This window comes from Sphaerisporangium sp. NPDC051017, from assembly GCF_040683095.1.
GTDB lineage: Bacteria > Actinomycetota > Actinomycetes > Streptosporangiales > Streptosporangiaceae > Sphaerisporangium.
Genome location: NZ_JBFBCI010000001.1, coordinates 162,470 through 179,261, shown reverse-complemented (window position 1 = coordinate 179,261; position 16,792 = coordinate 162,470). Strand labels below are relative to the sequence as shown.

Below are 16,792 nucleotides of genomic sequence, written 5' to 3'. Positions count from 1 at the left end.
AGGGTGACCTCGACGTGAACGCCGCCAAGCCAACCCTCGCCGTCGTCGGCGCCACCGGCGCCGTCGGCACGGTGATGCTGGAGATCCTCTCCGGCCGTCCCGACGTGTGGGGTGAGATCCGCCTGATCGCCTCGCCGCGGTCCGCGGGCAAGAAGCTGCTGGTCCGCGGCCGGGAGGTCGAGGTCATCGCGTTGTCGCCCGAGGCGTTCGACGGGGTCGACGTCGCCATGTTCGACGTGCCCGACGAGGTGTCGGCCGACTGGGCGCCGATCGCGGCGGCCCGTGGCGCGGTCGCGGTGGACAATTCCGGCGCCTTCCGCATGGACCCGCAGGTCCCGCTCGTGGTGCCCGAGTGCAACCCCGAGCAGGTCCGCGAGCGCCCCAAGGGCATCATCTCCAACCCCAACTGCACGACGCTGTCGATGATGGCCGCCCTCGGCGCGCTGCACCGCGCGTACGGCCTGCGGGAACTCGTCGTGGCGTCCTACCAGGCCGTGTCCGGCATGGGCGTCGCCGGGCCCGAGCGGCTGTACGACGAGATCGAGGCGGTGGCGGGCAACCGCACCCTCGGCACGGTGGCCGGCGACGTCCGCAAGGCCGTCCCCGACCTGGTCGACTCGCCGTTCCCAGCGCCGCTGGCCTTCAACGTCGTCCCGGCGGCGGGGTCGCTGAAGGAGGACGGCTGGTTCTCCGAGGAGCTCAAGGTCCGCAACGAGGCCCGCAAGATCCTCGGCATCCCCGACCTGAAGGTCTCCGCGACCTGCGTGCGGGTCCCGGTGGTCACGACGCACTCGCTCGCGGTGCACGCGACCTTCGAGCGGCCGGTCACCGTCGAGGAGGCGCGGGCCGCGCTGGAGGCCGCTCCCACGGTGGTGGTCCTGGACGACCCGGCCAACGGCGTGTTCCCGACCCCGGCCGACGTCGTCGGCACCGACCCGACCTACGTCGGGCGCATCCGCCAGGCCCTCGACTTCCCGAACACGCTCGACATGTTCGTGTGCGGCGACAACCTCCGCAAGGGCGCAGCCCTGAACACCGCCGAGATCGCCGAGCTGGTGGCCGCCGAGTTCGCGTCCCGCTGAGCCGCCGCCGGTGGTGGGAGCCTCTTCCGGGGTTCCCGCCACCGGCGCATCGGGCACGCGTGCGGCGTGGGATGGGCACCGACGATCGGAGGGCGATGTCCGCGCGCCCGGCGGGGCTCCTCAAGGGGGTCAGCGCCGCGCCGGATGGTTCTAGCCGCGCCGGATGGTTCTAGAGGAACTTGATGTCCCAGTGGCTGGGCTCGTTGGCGTAGATGGTGTAGCCCTGGGGACGGCGCTCGTAGAAGATGTCGGCGCCGTCGCCGCGCACCTGTCCCTTGCGCATTTTCCGGATGAACCGATTGATGCAGTTGTTGTGCTCGATGTCCAGCTTGTAGCCCGCGCCGTGGCTGTGCGTGCCGCCCGCGTGGCCGACCTCGGTGCCTCCGGTCACGACGATCGGGCAGCCGCTGCGGCGCTTCAGGTTGACGACGCCCCACAACGTTCCGAGGCGCACGGCGTCCAGTGAGGTGCACGAGCGGTTGTGGCGGCTCGCGCAGTGGCCCGACGACCGCCAGCCGAGCCCCGCGTGGCGCAGGCGGCGGGCGGCCTGCGGGTGTTGGAGCCGTATGGCCTGGTACAGGCGGTGCTGCCGCCACAGCACGGGGCTGACCATCCCCGCCGCCCGTGCCCGCGCCGCCGCGGCGGCCTGGCCGAGCATGCCCGCGCTGGTCGAGTAGCGCGTGGAGGGCAGCGCGTTGTACAGGGCTCGAAGGCGCGGGGTGCTCGCGCCGGCGGCCCGGGTGCGGGTCACGGTACGCGTGGGTGACGCGGCGGCCCCGGAGGCCGACGCGGCCGCTCCGCGTGCGGCCGAGGCCCGGCCGCGTGCCGGTGAGGCGCTCGCGGTCCGTGCGGGTGAGGCGCCTGTGGCGCGGGCGAGGGCGCCGGGGCGCGTGCGGGATGGTGAGCCGATGGCGGGCCGGGTGAGCGCGCCGGGCGTGGCGGGGCCGGACCGGGATGACGAGCCGGTTTCGGGGCGGTGGCGCGCGCCGTGGGCGGGACCGTTCGCGCCGGTGGCGGACTGCAGGCGCGTCGCCGCCGCCGAGGCGGGCCGCGCGGAGGCCAGCCCCGTCACTGTGATCTGCACGGCGAGCAACGCGCAGGCACCAAGCCACGCGGGCCCGCGTCCGCAGGGATGCAAACCCATATTCGTCCTCTGTCGCAGGGCGCCCCTCCGCCAAGAGGATCTATCCCATCCGGGGAAAGTGCTGACTCCACTACTCTGCGTGTTTTTGCGGGAAAATGGCGGACAAGCTGTTCGTCTGTGACCTTGAAGGGCTCCGGGCCGTACAGTGGCCCCGTGGTCGAATCGACGCCGAGAGCGCGTGGAGGAGAGAAGACCCGTGAGGTCATCGTCGAGACGGCCCTTCGCCTCTTCAGGGAGCGGGGGTACGAGGCGACGACCATGCGGGCCATCGCGGCCGAGGCGGGGGTCTCCGTAGGAAACGCTTACTACTACTTTTCGTCCAAAGAGCAGCTTGTCCAGGCGTACTACGATCGCGCGCAGTCCGAGCACGAGGCCGCCTGCCGTGATCTTCTGGCGACCGAGAGGAAGTTCGCGGCGCGGCTGAGTGGCGTGCTGCGCGTCTGGGTCCAGGTGTCCGATCCGTACCACGACTTCGCCGTCAAGTTCTTCAAGCACGCCTCTGAGCCGAGCAATCCGCTCAGCCCGTTCAGCGGCGAGTCGACGCCGGCCCGCGAGGCGGCGATCGCCCTGTATCGCCAGGTCGTCGAGGGGTCGGACGCGCGCATCGACGCCGAGCTCCGCGAGGAGTTGCCCGAGCTGTTGTGGCTGGCGTCCATGGGAATGATCCTTTACTGGGTGCACGACACCTCTCCGGGGTGCCTGCGGACGTACCGGCTGATCGAGGTGATGGTCCCGCTGATCGACCGGCTGGTGGGGTTGTCGCACCTGCCGGGGCTGCGCGGGGTGACCAAGGATTTCCTGACCGCCATGCGGGAGCTGCGCGCCTGACCGCGCCGCCCGGAAACGCTCGACGACGTGCCGCGAACGGGCTCCCTTCCGTGAGGGTGACAGTCCTGTGCCGGGACGGGGGCAGGAACCGCCGGTGGGGGCTCACGCGTTATCGGAGTGCGCGTGGGGGTAATCGCGCGGTGACGTATCCGTGGCGACGCGGGCACAGATGGAGGGGACCATCATGATCAAGGGTCGCGGGTCTTCCGTGGGCGGGGCCGGTCGCGCGGCGGCCGCGTACCGCGTCTACCAGGAGGTCAGCCAGCCGGGCTCGCCCGGTCTGATGACCCGGATCAAGGCGCTGCCGAAGATGATCTCCGGCGCGGTGCGCGGCGAATACCGCGATCTCGGCAGGAACAAGCTCCTGCTCATGGGGCTCGCGATCGGCTACATCATCTCGCCGGTGGACCTGATCCCCGACTTCCTGCCGATCATCGGGGTGACCGACGACTTCGGCGTGTTCCTGTGGCTCGTGGGGTCCCTGCTCGTCGAGAGCGGCCGTTACGTCGACTGGGAGCGCAAGAAGGTCACCGGCGAGGTCCTGTGACCGCTCCTGAGCCCCTCGCGGGCCCGCCCGATGGTCACGGTGTGGGGCGGGCCTGGGAGAGCGGTGAGCGGGCCGTCAGAGCTCTTCCCTGAGCAGCCAGGCGCGCGACGGCAGCGGGTGCCCGAAGAGGCGGGCGGCGTTGCCGTAGGCCACCCGCGCGATGTCGGCGGGCGGCAGGCTGCCGAGGTTGCGGGCGAGGGCCTTCTGGACGTCCGGCCAGGTCGACTCCGAGCGGGGGTACCCGCTTTCGAGGAGCACGTGCTCCAGCCCCACGGCCAGCCGCACGCCGGACAGGGCGTAGTCGTCCAGCGTGCCGAAGTAGAAGTTGCGGCGCAGGACCTCGCTGGGCTTCAGGCCGCCCTCCCACGTGGCCTCGCCCGCCACGGGGTGGTCGAGGGCGTAGTCGGCGCGGGCGGACAGCATGGGCAGCCAGCCGACGCCGCCCTCGACGATGAGGATGCGCAGCTTGGGGAACCGCAGCGGGACGCCCGACCACAGCCAGTCGGCGCAGGCGAACATCGCGCTCGCCGGGATCATCGTGGTGATGGCCTCGATCGGGGTGTCCGGCGAGGGCACCGGCGACCACGACGAGGCGCCCGTGTGCAGGCACAGGACCGTGCCGGTTTCTTCGCACGCGGCGAAGAACGGGTCCCAGTGGCCGGTGTGGATGGACGGCAGGCGCAGCCGCGTCGGGAACTCCGGGAAGACGACGGCCTTGAACCCGCGCGCGGCGTTCGCCCGGATCTCCTTGGCGGCGACCTCCGGGTCGGGGAGCCAGGGCAACTGGAGGGCGATGATGCGCTCGGGGTAGGTGCCGGCCCAGACGTCGCAGTGCCAGTCGTTGTACGCGCGGGTGAGGGCGAGGCCGAGGTCCTGGTCGCGGGTCTTGGCGAACGCCATTCCGGACTGCACCGCGAGCATGCCGGGGAAGCTGATGGCCGCCCAGATGCCCGCGATGTCCATGTCGTTGACGCGGGCCTCGATGTCGTAGCAGCCGGGCCGCATGTTCTCGAACCGGACGGGGTCGAGGGTCCACTGCTCGCGCGGGAGACCGGCGCCGACGTCCATGCCCGCACAGGAGTAGGTGCCGCCGCCGTACCGCCAGACCTGGTGGCCGGCGTCGGTCTCGACCACCTTGGGCGCGACGTCGACGTACTTCTGCGGGAGCCGCTCTTCGAACACGTCCGGCGGCTCGATCAGGTGATCGTCGACGCTGATGATCACATAATCGCGCCGCCTTGGCTCGGGGTCAGGGGGCAGCGATGTGTTCACGAGGAAAACCGTATGCCGCAGGAATAACACCAGACAAGCTGGGAGGTCTCCGGTTGGTATCCGTTAGCACGCGGACGGCCGCCCAGCGTGGTCAACCTTCTTACGAAATCGGGTGACAAGCAGGGAGAAAAGCGGTCAGGAGGCCGTGACCTGCTGCGCGAGGCCGGGGTACCGCGAGATCAGGCCGTCGGCCCCGAATGTCAGGTCCGCCTGGAATCCCTCGCTCTCGAAGCGCACCACACCGCCGCCCAGGGGCGTGTACCGCTGCGGCTCCCGGCTCACCGCCAGGTGCGGCACGCTCACCCACGCCATCACGAAGTCGACCGGATCGCCGCCCGTGAGCATCCCGTGGCGCAGCACCGGCATGGTGTTGGTGAGGGGCGACAACCCGAGGTCGCAGTCGAGGGCGCCCGCGAGCACGCCCGGGTCGACGCCCGGGGCGGGGCCGTCCAGGGCTCCGATGGACTCGACCGTGCACGTCCACGTCCCCCCGGCTTTCCGCTTGAGATCGATCGCCCGCGACCACTCGGCCCCCTGCGCGCGCACGCTCAGCGCCTCGGTGACGTACTGCCGGCCGGTCACCAGCTCGTATTCGAGCCGGTAGGGCACCGGGACCGCGCCGACGGCCGTTCCCGTCGCCGTGAGGCGCCCGTCGGAGATCTCGACATGCGCGTATTCGGCCCCTTCGTCCTTCACCCACACGACCGATGGCATCGGCGCCTCCACGCGTCGAAAGCGGTCTTCGCGGTGAAGAACGGACGCCCCGTGATCGTGGTTCCTAGCGTCCGGCGCTGGGGACGACATCGGAGCCGGTCGCGGCCTTGTTTCCGGCGTTTCCGGCCTTGAGGTCGCGCGCCTCGCGCCGGATCAGCGCGATCCAGCCGCCGATCGCGATCGCGATGAACAGCCACCACTGCACGCCGTAGGCGAGGTTCAGGCCGCCGCCCCCACCCACGTCCGGGTCGGGGACGGGCTCGGGTGCCGTCGCTGAGCTGGGCTTTTGCTCCGTCAGTTCGACGAAGCCGCCATAGAGCCGGTACGGCAGACGCTTGGCGAGGGACGGGGTGTCGATCAGCAGCACCTGGCGGGGCGGAAGGCCGCTGCGCTCGGTGATGCCGGTGTTCTCCTCCGTCTCCGCCGGGCGTAGCCGGCCGGTGACACTTACCTCACCAGCCGGAGGCGGAGGGACCTCCGGAGGCGCGTCCGCGGTCGCCCCGGCCTTCACCCAGCCCCTGTTGACGATCACGGCGGTGCCGTCGGCCGTCACCAGCGGAGTGAGCACGTAGAAGCCCGGCCGGCTGTTCTGCGTACGGCGCCTGACCAGCAGTTCCCCGGCCGGATCATAGCGGCCGGCGGCCGTGACGGGACGAAAGCGCAGCGTGTCGGGGACGGAAGCTCCGGGTCTGTCCAGGTCGGCGAGGGGAACCGGGGCCGCGGCGAGGTTGCGGGTGGCCACGTTGCTCGCCGCCGATCTTTCCTCCCACCGCCCGAACTGCCATCTGCCCAGGAAGACGAACGCGGGGATGAGCACCAGGACCAGCACGTGAAGCGCCAGCCAGCGGGGCGTGAGGAGGAACCGGTACACGCATTCAGCGTAGGCAGGGCGTGAGGTGGTCCGTCACCCGGCCGTGCCCGGCGCCGTCCGAAGCGGGCCGGGCGCGTTCCCCCAGGTCGTGGCATGGCGGAGCCGCGCGGACAGGGCTTGGGGAGGCGGTGTGCCATGAGCGTCATCAAGGACGGTGAAGGCGTCACCACCCTCCGATCATGATCTCGTGGAAGCACTCGCGGACGGCCGGGGCATGCCGTACGGTCGTCTGGGTCGCCCGCTGTGGCGCCTCCTCGCTCTGTCCTCGGGAGCCCACACGAACATGACCGCGCCCAGTCTCGCCCTGCCGCCCGCCGCGCCACAGCCGGTGATGCCGAGGCTCTCCGTCCTGGTCCGGCATGCGGCGCCCCGCGTGCTGGAGGGCATGATCCTCCCGGTCGCCGTCTTCTACGCGGGGCTGCTGGTCGCCGGCATGAACGGCGGCCTGATCATGGCGGTGGGCTGGGTGTACGGAGGGGCGGTGCTGCGGCTGGTCCGGCGCGAGTCCGTGCCCGGCACCGTCCTGCTGGCGATGCTGGCGGTCACGGTACGGGCGGCGCTCGCGCTGGTCACCGGCGACGTCGTGATCTACTTCCTGCAACCGACGCTCGGGGTCTTCTGCGCGAGCCTGGCCTTCCTCGGCACGGCCGCCGCGCCGCGCCCGCTGATCCAGCGGGTGACCACCGACCTCGTGCCGCTTCCCGAGCATTTGATGCACCACCCCCGGATGCGCCGCTTCTTCGTGCACCTGTCGCTGCTGTGGGGGTTCGTCCAGATGGCCAACGGGACGCTGAGCCTGTGGCTGCTGTTCAGCGAGTCGATCGAGACCTATCTGATCGTGCGGACGGCGGCGGTGGCCGTTCTGATGGTGCTCGCGGCGGGGGCGTCGCTGCTGGCCTTCCAACGCGTCCTGCGCACCCTCGGCAAGCAGAGCTAGCCGGCGAGCCGGGCGCCTGGCCCGAGCCTCGGGGTCACCTCGCGCGGCGAGGATCGCGGTGGTCGTGGCCGACGAGTGGCAGGGGTGGGCGGCGGCGCGCGTCGAGTGCGGTACGGTCGAGATCATCGCGCGCATCGGTCCTATCTGAACCGGGCCGATCTGAACCGGGCCGCCGTCCGGTGGCCGCGATCGAGGCGGCCGCACACGTTTGCAGAACAAGGTTCTGTTGAGTCACCATTGACTATGTGAAGAGCGCGAAGAACGGACGTGACGGCCGCACCCGCATCATCGAGGGGGCCCTGCGCCGCTTCAGCCAGGACGGGGTGTCCTCCACCACGCTGGCCAGCCTCCGCGAGGAGAGCGGCGTCAGCGTCGGGAGCTTCTACCACCACTTCGCCAGCAAGGAACACGTCTTCGGGGTGCTCTACGCCGAGATCCAGACCATGTACCAGCAGGCGTTCCTGGACGAGCTCTTCCAGCACGACACCGCCCGGGGCGGCATCGAGGCGATCGTCGCGATGCACATGGCCTGGTGCGGCGGCCATCCCGAGCGGGCCCGCATCATGATCAGCGAGCGCCCGCCCCGGCGCGAGGAGCCGGGCGGCCCCGAGATCGCCGAGTCGCGCCGCGCGTTCTTCCGCCAGGTCGCCGACTGGTGGCGCCCCCACATGAAGGACGGCGTGCTGCGGCCGGTGCAGCCGACGATGTGCTACGTCCTGTGGCTCGGGCCCGCGACCGAGATGTGCCGTCTGTGGTTCACCGGGGCCCACCAGCCCGCCGAGGAGGAGATCAAGGCCCTCTGCGAGGCCGCCTGGCTCAGCCTCCGGACCACCTGAAGCCGTGAAGCGAGGAGCGGGCCCGGCGGCATGAGGCTAGGAGCGGGCCCGGCGACATGAGGTCAGGAGCGGGCCGGCCGGCGTGAGGCCTGGACTGAGGGGGCATGTCGCCCGGCCGTTCTGACTGGCGTGTCAAGAATTTGGGTCTTGTCCTCCCTTCGCTGTGACCATATTCTCCGGATCACTCATTAGTTAACTTTCCTAACGAAAAGAAAGGGTGACGACTCCATGATCCGGGGGCCTCCCCATGCCGGAAATCTGGGGGGAGATGCGGATGAACACCAGCGCGCACCGGCCTCACGGCGGCCGGACCCGAGGCGCCCTCCGGGGCGCCGATCACTTGTCCTCCACCAGGGAGCGATCATGCGACATCTCGTGCGCACTCTTGTCCTGACCGCGATCTTCACACTGCTTCTCGGTCCCCTCGCGCCGGTCGGCGCGGGAGTGGCGGCGACCAGATACGAAGCGGAGAACGCCACGATCTCTCAGGGGCTCGTGGAATCCAACCATGCCGGATACAGCGGAACCGGCTTCGCCAACTACGACAACGTCACCGGCAGCTACGTGCAGTTCACGGTGAACGCGGCGTCGGCGGGCACGGCCGCGATCACGCTGCGGTACGCCAACGGCACCACGGTCAACCGTCCCATGGCCATCGCCGTCAACGGCGCGACCATCTCGGCGAACCTCGCCTTCAACGGCACGGGCGCGTGGAGCACCTGGGCTTCCACCACGGTCAGCGCGCCGGTGAACGCCGGGACCAACACGATCCGCGCGACCGCGACGACCGCGGACGGCGGCCCGAACCTGGACTACGTGGACGTCGAGGTCACCACCGGCGGCGGGGGCGGCACGCCCGTCTCGATCAACGGGCAGCTCCGCGTCTGTGGCACCAAGCTGTGCAACCAGTACGGCAAGCCCATCCAGCTGCGCGGCATGAGCACCCACGGCCTGCAGTGGTACTACCAGTGCCTCAACGCGGCCTCGCTGGACGCGCTCGCCCGCGACTGGAACGCGGACGTCCTGCGCATCTCCATGTACATCCAGGAGGACGGTTACGAGACGAACCCGCGCCTGTTCACCGACCGCGTGCACAACCTCATCGAGATGGCGACCGCCAGGGGGATGTACGCGATCGTCGACTGGCACATGCTCACCCCCGGCGATCCGAACTACAACCTGAGCAGGGCGAAGACGTTCTTCACCGAGATCGCCCAGCGTCACAACGCCAAGAACAACCTGCTCTACGAGATCGCCAACGAGCCGAACGAGGTGGCCTGGTCGCGCGTCAAGAGCTACGCCGAGGAGCTGATCCCGGTGATCCGCGCCCAGGACCCCGACACGCCGATCCTGGTGGGCACGCGGGCGTGGTCCTCGCTCGGCGTCTCCGACGGGGCGACCGAGACCGAGGTGATCAACAACCCGGTCAACGCGACCAACATCATGTACACCTTCCACTTCTACGCGGCCTCGCACGGCACCGAGTACCTGAACGCCCTCTCGCGGGCCGCCGACCGCATCCCGATGTTCGTCAGCGAGTTCGGCACCCAGACCGCGAGCGGCGACGGGAGCAACAACTTCACCAGGGCGCAGCAGTACCTCGACCTGATGGCGCAGAAGAAGATCAGCTGGACGAACTGGAACTACTCCGACGACTCGCGGTCCGGCGCGGTGTTCACGGGAGGGACCTGCCCGAACGGCTCCTTCGCCGGCACCGCGCGCCTGAAGCCGGCCGGTGTCTGGGTCCGCGACCGGATCAGGACGCCCGACGACTTCCCGACGAGCTGACAGGTCCATCCCGGCGCTGACCGGTAGGGGCCCGTGCGGGCGGCGCGGCACGCCGTCCGCACGGGCCCTCTTTCCGGCTGGGCTCGGTTGCCAGGCGCGCGGGTTCGCGCGTATGTTCGACGGGCGCCGAAGATCAGCGGGAGGGGTCATGGGAACGGTCGTGCTGGACATCACGATGTCGCTGGACGGTTTCGTGGCCACCCCGGACCACGACACCGATCGGCTGCACGCCTGGGTATTCTCCGACACCGAGCAGACCGTCTTCGGCCCCGAGGTGCGCGAGCTGATGGAGACGTCGTGGACGGGCGCCGTGGTCGCGGGCCGGCGGACGTACGAGGTCGCGGGCGGCTGGGCCGGCGACCCGCCGGTGCCCGTCCCCTATTTCGTGGTGTCCCACGACGTGCCGGACGACGCCGGGCCGCGGTTCACGTTCGTCACCGACGGCGTGCGCGGCGCGGTCGAGAAGGCGCGGGCCGCGGCGGGCGGCGGGGGCGTCTACGTGATGGGCGGGCCGGACATCGCCCGGCAGTGCCTCGACGAGGGCCTGCTCGACGAGATCCGCATCCACCTGGTGCCCGTGCTGCTCGGCGAGGGCATCCGCCTTTTCGGTCCGCTCGGCGCGGGCCCGCTCGAGTTGGGGACGCCGCGCGTGCGCGAGTTCCCCGCGAGGACGGAGCTGACCTACCCCGTCCTCAAGTGACGCTCAGGCCCACGAGCGCAGCGTGGTGGGGACCCGCCAGACCTCCTTGTCCAGGGTGATGTCGAGGCGCAGGTCCTGCCGGCGTCGGCGCAGGCCGGGCACCCGGAACCGGTCCTGCACGCTGAAGCGGCCGCGGCGCGGGTAGCCGAAACCGATGGCGTCGGGCAGGACCCGCAGGTCGTCGCGGTTGCCGCAGCTCGGGCACGTCCACGCGACGAGGTCCATGCCGCGGTCGTAGTCGTGGCAGGCGAGGAAATATTCGTCCGGCCGGAACCGGGACTCACACGCGTAGCACGGAATCAGCATCGGAATCCGCTCCTTGCAACTCCTGGCGCGAGGTATCGCGTCCCCCTGTGTCGTACCTGTACCCCCTTGACCGCCGCTTGCGAGGAGCTTGCCCGCCCGGTACTCCAGGTGATTCGGCCCATGTCCCACATGTCCTATCAGGCGGTTTTCGCGGTGTTGATCCGGTGTTGATCGGACTTTGAGCCCGGGCGGCGAGCCTTGCGGTGCGGCACGGAACTTGGGGGGTTCGAGCTCCGTGTCATGTCCGGCCGGTCGTCATTGCGAGGCGGCCGGTCGCCGCGTGGCGTGACCGGTGACCACCGGGCCCCCAGCGTCACGCGGCGGCAGACGACCGGCCGGGCGCCTCACCACAGATCAGGGCACTTCCAAGCTCCAAGCACTTAACGGCGGATATGAGCTTTCCATATATCCGGTGGCGTTGGGTGTGGATCCGGATACTTTCCGCTGAGCCGTGCGGGCAAGTGCGGCACTCGATCAGGACACGGTAGGTCAAAGGTGATCAATCACGTGCGGATGACGAGGCTCGACGACGACCCCTTCAGCGTCCGCGACCTAATCGCTGATCTGATCGAGCTTCAGCAGGGCCCGGAGGTCGTCGGCCTCGGGGGAACCCAGCCGGGTGAAGATGTCCAGGGCCCGCTTGAGGCAGTCGCCGCTCCGCCGGACGCTGCCGAGCCCGGCGAGCGCGCGTCCTAGCACGGTCAGCGACAGCGCCTCGCCGTACGGATGGCCGATCTCCCTGCTGAGCGTGAGCGCCTGCTCGGCGTGCCGCGCCGCGTCCTGGTACCGCTCGGCGGTGATGAAGGTCTCCGCCAGCCGGCAGCAGACCCGCTGCTCCCACACCGTCTGCCCGCCCGCGCGGAAGAAGTCCAGGCACTCCGCGTGGTGGACGACGGCCTCGGTCAGCCGTCCCACCCGGGACAGCACGACGCCGAGCTGGTAACGCGCGCGGGCCGTCCCCGCGCCGCTGCCGAGCTCAGAGAACAGCGCGAGGCCGCGCTCGGCGGCGGCGATCGCCTCGTCCGTGCTGCCGAGCGCGAGGTGGTCGCGGGCCGAGTAGCTCGCCACGAGCGCCTCACCGCCGACCGCGCCGCTCTCTTTGAACGCCTTGAGCGCCGAGTCGAACCAGGCCAGCGCCTCCTCGTGCCGCCGCCTGCGCCCGGCGACGACCGCGAGCGCGTTCAGGATCTCGCCGTTGACGATGGGATCGCCGGTGACATCGGCCAGCTCCAGCGCGGTGCGGAACTCGGTGTCGGCGTCGCGCAGCCGGTTCGCCACGAACAGCACCCGCCCGAGGACGTACCGGCAGCGCAGCTCGCTCACCTTGTCCCCTGCGGCCCGCGCCGCGGCGAGGAGGCCGCTCGCGCGCCCGGCGAACTCGCGGGCGAACGCGCCCGACTCCAGCAGCGGCTCCATGGCGAGCAGCAGGTCGGCGGCGGGCAGCAGCGCCTCGGGCGTGCGCGCGGAGTCGGACGCCTGCCCGATGGCGGCGAACAGCGTCTCGGCCTCGATCGTCAGCCACGTCACGGCCTCGTCGGCGCCGGCGAAGGACCGGCCCGCGACGCCGAGGGACACCAGGTGCTCGCTGATGACGCTGCCCTCGTACGCGAGCCGGTGCGCGGCCTGGGCGGAGGCGAGGTAGAACCCGAGCAGCCGTCGCAGGGCCTGCGCGGCGGCGTCCGCGTCATCGCTGAGCTCGACCTGCTTGCGGGCGAACAGCCGCAGCAGGTCGTGGTAGCGGTAACGGCCCGGCGCGGGGGCTTCGAGCAGGCTCACGTCGACCAGGGACTCCAGCATGTCCTCGGTCTCGAGCGTGCTCAGCCCGAGCAGCGAGACCGCAGCCTGCACCGAGACGTCCGGCCCGTTCGGCAGCGAGAGCAGGCGGAACGCGCGGGCCTGCGCCGGGTCCAGGTGCCCGTAGCCGAGGGAGAAGGTCGCGTGGACGGCGAGGTGGCCGATGCGCATCTCGTCGAGCCGGCGCCGCTCGTCGGCGAGCCGGGGGACGAGCGAGGCGACCGTCCAGGCGGGCCTGGCGGCGAGGCGCGCGGCGACGATGCGGACCGCGAGCGGGAGGAAGCCGCAGATGGCGACCACGTCCATGGCGGCGGCGCGCTCGACGGCCACGCGCTCGGGCCCGGCGACGGCCGCGAACAGGCCGAGCGCCTCCTCCGGCTCCATGACCTCCAGGTCGACTAGCCGGGCGGACGGCAGGTCCGCCAGTTTGCCGCGGCTCGTCACGATCGCCGCGCAGCCCGCCGTGCCCGGCAGCAGGTGCTCGACCTGCTCGGCGTCGCGCGCGTTGTCCAGCAGCACGATCATGCGGCGGTCTGCGAGCAGCGAGCGGAACAGCGCGCCGCGCTCGGCGAGGCCGTCGGGGATGATGTCGACCGGGATGCCGAGCGCGCGCAGGAACGCCGCGAGCACGGACTCGGGCGCGGTCGGCTCCTCGCCGTATCCGCGCAGGTCCGCGTACAGCTGCCCGTCCGGGAACACCTCGTGCAGCGAGTGGGCCACGTGCACGGCGAGGGTGGTCTTGCCGACCCCGCCGATGCCCGACACGGCCGCGACCGGCACGCCCTCGCCGCCGCTGACGCTGGTCAGCAGCGTGCGCAGCCGGTTCACGACCTCCCTGCGGCCGGTGAAGTCGTTCACGGCGGCGGGGAGCTGCGCCGGGCGCGGCATCTCCTGGACGGACTCGTGCTCGCCGTCCTGGACGGCGGCGGCGGGCGCCTCGGCGGGTCTGACGTCCCCGTCGGACGCGGGCTTCTGGCGGACCTGCCGCGCCCTGGTCCAGGCCAGTTCGGGGTCGGCGGCGAGGATGCTCTGGTGCAGGGACGCCAGCTCGTGGCCGGGGTCGATGCCGAGCTCCTCGACGAGCGCGCGGCGGATGTCGCCGAAGACGGCGAGCGCGTCCGCCTGTCGGCCGCACCGGTAGTAGGCGAGCATGAGCTGGCCGCGCAGGCGTTCCCTGAGCGGGTGCTCGGAGGTCAGGGCGACGAGCTCGTGGACGACGTCGGCGTGCCGGCCGAGCTCCAGGTCCAGCTCCATGAGGGTCTCGACGACGCCGACGCGGCGCTCGGTGAGACGGCCGCGCTGGCTCTCGATGTACGGCCCGACGGCCCCGGCCAGCGGCTCGCCGGACCACAGGCCGAGGGCGCGGCGCAGGGTCTCGGCCGCTCCGGGCAGGTCGCCCGCGCGCCGCTCGGTCTCGGCCTCGGCGACGAGCCGCTCGAACTCGGCCAGGTCGAAGGCGCCCGGCGGGAGGCGCAGCGCGTAGCCGCGTCCGACCGAGGTCAGCAGTTCGGGACGCATGCGCGGCGAGCGGTCCGGTTCGAGGACGGCGCGCAGGCGCGAGACGTACGTGCGCAGCGCGCCGAGCGCGCGGGGCGGCGCCTCGTCCCCCCAGATGGCGTCGATCATCTCCGTGGGGGACACCGCGCGGCCCTCGCGCAGCAGCAGCATGGTGAGTATGGAGCGTTGCAGGGGCGTGCCGAGCTCCAGCTCCCGGCCTTCCCGCCAGGCCAGCACCGGCCCGAGGACCGCGAAGCGAAGGCCAGCCCCATCACCATGACCAGCCATTGTCCTGAGTTCCCCACCTTTTTGCCGTTTGTAACCAAAGCATAGATCCCCCGTGGTCCCGGTCCCTATGCGATGGCGATTACGTTAATCCAGGCGTTGATTGCCCGTTGATTTCGCGTTGACCGCGCCCGCTCATGCTGAAGTCAGTCGAGCGTGGCCCCGGTGCGGGGGCGGCCACACGAGACGCGGGCCTTCACCGCCGGATCCGGTCCTGACCCGGATCCGGCAGGGCCGCACATATTCGGCGCGCGATCCGGCCCGGCGGGGGCCGTCCCGGATCGAACGGGCCTATCGCGAATTCTCCGCACATGTTCGGCTCCGTCGAGAGCCCCTCGCGGTCACGGGAAAACGGCATGACCGCCTCCTTCAAGCGCCCTGCATGCGGCGTAAGGCCGTTGTAAGTGGCTGTAAGTGACTTGCAGGCGCTCGGCTCTATCACTAGGACGTACGCCCCGGGCAGCAGGAAAAACCGGGGAAACCCTCAGATCAGGAGAATCAGATGCGCCGCTCGATCCGCACCATGCTCGGACTCGCCGCCGCCACGACCGTGCTCGCGGTCGGCGTGCCGGCTCTCGCCACCTCGGCGAACGCCGCGACGACCACGAAGACCGTCGCCACCCTCGACTTCGACGACAGCTGGGGCTACTACTACTCGAAGTACTACAACGGCTCCCGCGCCAAGGCCCGCGGCGACGTGTGGGAGGACGACGACGCCCGCATCCACGTCAGCGGCAAGCTGTACGACAAGAACTCCCCGAACTGGCTGTGCGGCTACGTCGAGGTCAAGTTCGAGAACACCGACGGGGACGACAGCACCTCCTGGGCCAAGAAGTGCGGCTCCAGCGGCTACCGCTCGTTCCACTTCTACGCGGACGACGTCGACACCGCGCAGGTCCGCGTGTGCTACTTCGACAACTTCCACAACAAGAAGGTCTACTGCGGCCGCTGGGACTACGTGTACGAGGCCGACGACCAGGAGTGATCCTCAGGGGTACACGGGGGCCTGAGACGGCCGGGAGAACAGCACAGCCCGCCCGGAAGCCGCGAAGCTTCCGGGCGGGCCGCGTGTTCCATGAGTTCATCGAAGGGACGGGGATCTCACGCCGCTTCCAGGAGGCCGAGCCTCGCGAGCATCCGTTCTCGGACGCCCGGCCATTCGGAACTCAGGATGGAGTAGTACGCCGTATCTCGGACCGTGTCGTCGGCGCCTCGGCTCTCCGCCCGCCGCACCCCGTCGAGGTGTGCGCCGAGGGCTTCGATGGCGGCCCGGGAACGTTGGTTGCGTACGTCTGCTTTCAGGGTTATGCGGTGGACCTGCCAGGTCTCGAAGGCGAGCGAGAGCATGAGGTACTTGCTCTCCCGGTTCACGCTGGTGCCCTGGGCCGATGCGGCCAGCCAGGTGTAACCGATGTCCGCCACGGACGGGACCTCGCCCACCACGCCCCGCGTTCCCGGAGGCCACGGCAGGGGGCCCTGCCAGTACTCCAGGTGCATCAGGCGGGTGGCACCGACGATTCTGTCAGTGTGGAGCCACCGGATGGCGAACGGCAACGTGCGGCCGTCCGCCTGCTCAGCCAGAGCCGCCTCGACGTACGAGGTCATCTCTTCCCGGCCTGCGGGTACCCGAGTGAAGGCGTAGGTGGAGCGGTCTTCACTCGCCGCGGTGACCAGGTCGTCGACCACCGCGAGGCTGAGTGGTTCCAGGCGCACGGAGCGCCCGGACAGGGTGACAAAAGCGGGCATGAGCACATGATGGGGGCTCCCCTGCATACGCAGGGCCAAATCATGTGGAACAACTTGGTGTGTGTCCGGGAAAGCGGGGGCTCCGAGGATGAAATCCCAGGTCAGCGTACTGATGACCATGATCGCCAAGGCCGCCGCGAAGGTAAAGGTTCGGCAATAACGGTCACGGGACGGCCGGAACCAGCGTCGGTGGAATCCGGGCGGCGAACCTCCGCCGTTCGGTGAGCGCGTCGAGCGCCCCGCCGAGGTGCGCGAGCGACTCGGCGACCCAGGGAAGCTCCATCGGGCGGTCGGCGGTCAGCGCCGCCGGCCGCTGTTCCTCCGTCTCCCCGTACAGCAGGCTCGTGGCCACGCGCACGTGCAGGGCGCCGGGGCGCACGGGTTCCCGACGCATGCACGAGCCCGGACGCGCGGCGGGGCCGCACGGCCGTGAAGCCGTGCGACC

The 16,792-nt window shown here is 70.6% G+C and carries 14 protein-coding genes and 2 pseudogenes; 8 read left to right on the top strand and 8 right to left on the bottom strand.

The window, feature by feature from the left end:
- Positions 1-14 precede the first annotated feature (14 nt).
- Positions 15-1,082 (top strand): aspartate-semialdehyde dehydrogenase, encoded by a 1,068-nt coding sequence (locus AB0M95_RS00840; RefSeq protein ID WP_363758399.1) that lies wholly within the window; start codon positions 15-17, stop codon positions 1,080-1,082.
- Positions 1,083-1,251: 169 nt separating this feature from the next.
- On the opposite strand, the gene AB0M95_RS00835 is transcribed toward AB0M95_RS00840, so the two are convergent.
- Positions 1,252-2,166 (bottom strand): hypothetical protein, encoded by a 915-nt coding sequence (locus tag AB0M95_RS00835; RefSeq protein ID WP_363757844.1) that lies wholly within the window; start codon positions 2,164-2,166, stop codon positions 1,252-1,254.
- Between the two features lie 213 nt (positions 2,167-2,379).
- On the opposite strand from AB0M95_RS00835, the gene AB0M95_RS00830 reads away from it, so the two are divergent.
- The gene (locus AB0M95_RS00830) at positions 2,380-3,054 is read left to right on the top strand and encodes a TetR family transcriptional regulator (RefSeq protein ID WP_358520133.1); all 675 of its coding nucleotides are present in this window, start codon (positions 2,380-2,382) and stop codon (positions 3,052-3,054) included.
- A 169-nt stretch (positions 3,055-3,223) separates the two neighbouring features.
- Positions 3,224-3,544, top strand: a pseudogene (locus tag AB0M95_RS00825) (YkvA family protein); the annotation flags it as partial.
- Positions 3,545-3,676: 132 nt separating this feature from the next.
- Here the strand turns inward: AB0M95_RS00825 and AB0M95_RS00820 are convergent.
- From AB0M95_RS00820 to AB0M95_RS00810, 3 genes are all read right to left on the bottom strand, one after another.
- Positions 3,677-4,873, bottom strand: coding sequence for an amidohydrolase family protein (locus AB0M95_RS00820; protein ID WP_358520130.1), 1,197 nt, complete (start codon positions 4,871-4,873; stop codon positions 3,677-3,679).
- Between the two features lie 135 nt (positions 4,874-5,008).
- The gene (locus AB0M95_RS00815) at positions 5,009-5,587 is read right to left on the bottom strand and encodes a putative glycolipid-binding domain-containing protein (protein ID WP_363757842.1); all 579 of its coding nucleotides are present in this window, start codon (positions 5,585-5,587) and stop codon (positions 5,009-5,011) included.
- Positions 5,588-5,651: 64 nt separating this feature from the next.
- On the bottom strand, positions 5,652-6,458 hold the full coding sequence (locus tag AB0M95_RS00810) for an SURF1 family protein (RefSeq protein WP_363757840.1): 807 nt from the start codon (positions 6,456-6,458) through the stop codon (positions 5,652-5,654).
- Positions 6,459-6,645: 187 nt separating this feature from the next.
- Between AB0M95_RS00810 and AB0M95_RS00805 the strand changes: the two genes are divergently transcribed.
- The 4 genes from AB0M95_RS00805 (at position 6,646) to AB0M95_RS00790 (ending at position 10,719) form a co-directional block, all read left to right on the top strand.
- Positions 6,646-7,395, top strand: coding sequence for a VC0807 family protein (locus AB0M95_RS00805; RefSeq protein WP_363757838.1), 750 nt, complete (start codon positions 6,646-6,648; stop codon positions 7,393-7,395).
- A 245-nt stretch (positions 7,396-7,640) separates the two neighbouring features.
- Positions 7,641-8,231, top strand: coding sequence for a TetR/AcrR family transcriptional regulator (locus AB0M95_RS00800; RefSeq protein ID WP_363757836.1), 591 nt, complete (start codon positions 7,641-7,643; stop codon positions 8,229-8,231).
- A 363-nt stretch (positions 8,232-8,594) separates the two neighbouring features.
- Positions 8,595-10,019, top strand: coding sequence for a cellulase family glycosylhydrolase (locus AB0M95_RS00795; protein WP_363757834.1), 1,425 nt, complete (start codon positions 8,595-8,597; stop codon positions 10,017-10,019).
- Between the two features lie 148 nt (positions 10,020-10,167).
- A complete protein-coding gene (locus tag AB0M95_RS00790) occupies positions 10,168-10,719 on the top strand; it encodes a dihydrofolate reductase family protein (RefSeq protein ID WP_363757832.1) in 552 nt (183 codons plus the stop codon).
- Positions 10,720-10,722: 3 nt separating this feature from the next.
- On the opposite strand, the gene AB0M95_RS00785 is transcribed toward AB0M95_RS00790, so the two are convergent.
- A complete protein-coding gene (locus tag AB0M95_RS00785) occupies positions 10,723-11,025 on the bottom strand; it encodes a hypothetical protein (protein ID WP_358520115.1) in 303 nt (100 codons plus the stop codon).
- A 552-nt stretch (positions 11,026-11,577) separates the two neighbouring features.
- Positions 11,578-14,553: a BTAD domain-containing putative transcriptional regulator gene (locus AB0M95_RS00780; RefSeq protein WP_363757830.1), complete on the bottom strand. Its 2,976-nt coding sequence runs from the start codon at positions 14,551-14,553 to the stop codon at positions 11,578-11,580.
- Positions 14,554-15,103: 550 nt separating this feature from the next.
- On the opposite strand from AB0M95_RS00780, the gene AB0M95_RS00775 reads away from it, so the two are divergent.
- On the top strand, positions 15,104-15,586 hold the full coding sequence (locus AB0M95_RS00775) for a hypothetical protein (protein WP_363757828.1): 483 nt from the start codon (positions 15,104-15,106) through the stop codon (positions 15,584-15,586).
- A 116-nt stretch (positions 15,587-15,702) separates the two neighbouring features.
- On the opposite strand, the gene AB0M95_RS00770 is transcribed toward AB0M95_RS00775, so the two are convergent.
- Positions 15,703-16,347: a GNAT family protein gene (locus tag AB0M95_RS00770; RefSeq protein ID WP_363757826.1), complete on the bottom strand. Its 645-nt coding sequence runs from the start codon at positions 16,345-16,347 to the stop codon at positions 15,703-15,705.
- A 163-nt stretch (positions 16,348-16,510) separates the two neighbouring features.
- Positions 16,511-16,714, bottom strand: a pseudogene (locus AB0M95_RS00765) (pyridoxal phosphate-dependent aminotransferase); the annotation flags it as partial.
- Positions 16,715-16,792: the final 78 nt, after the last annotated feature.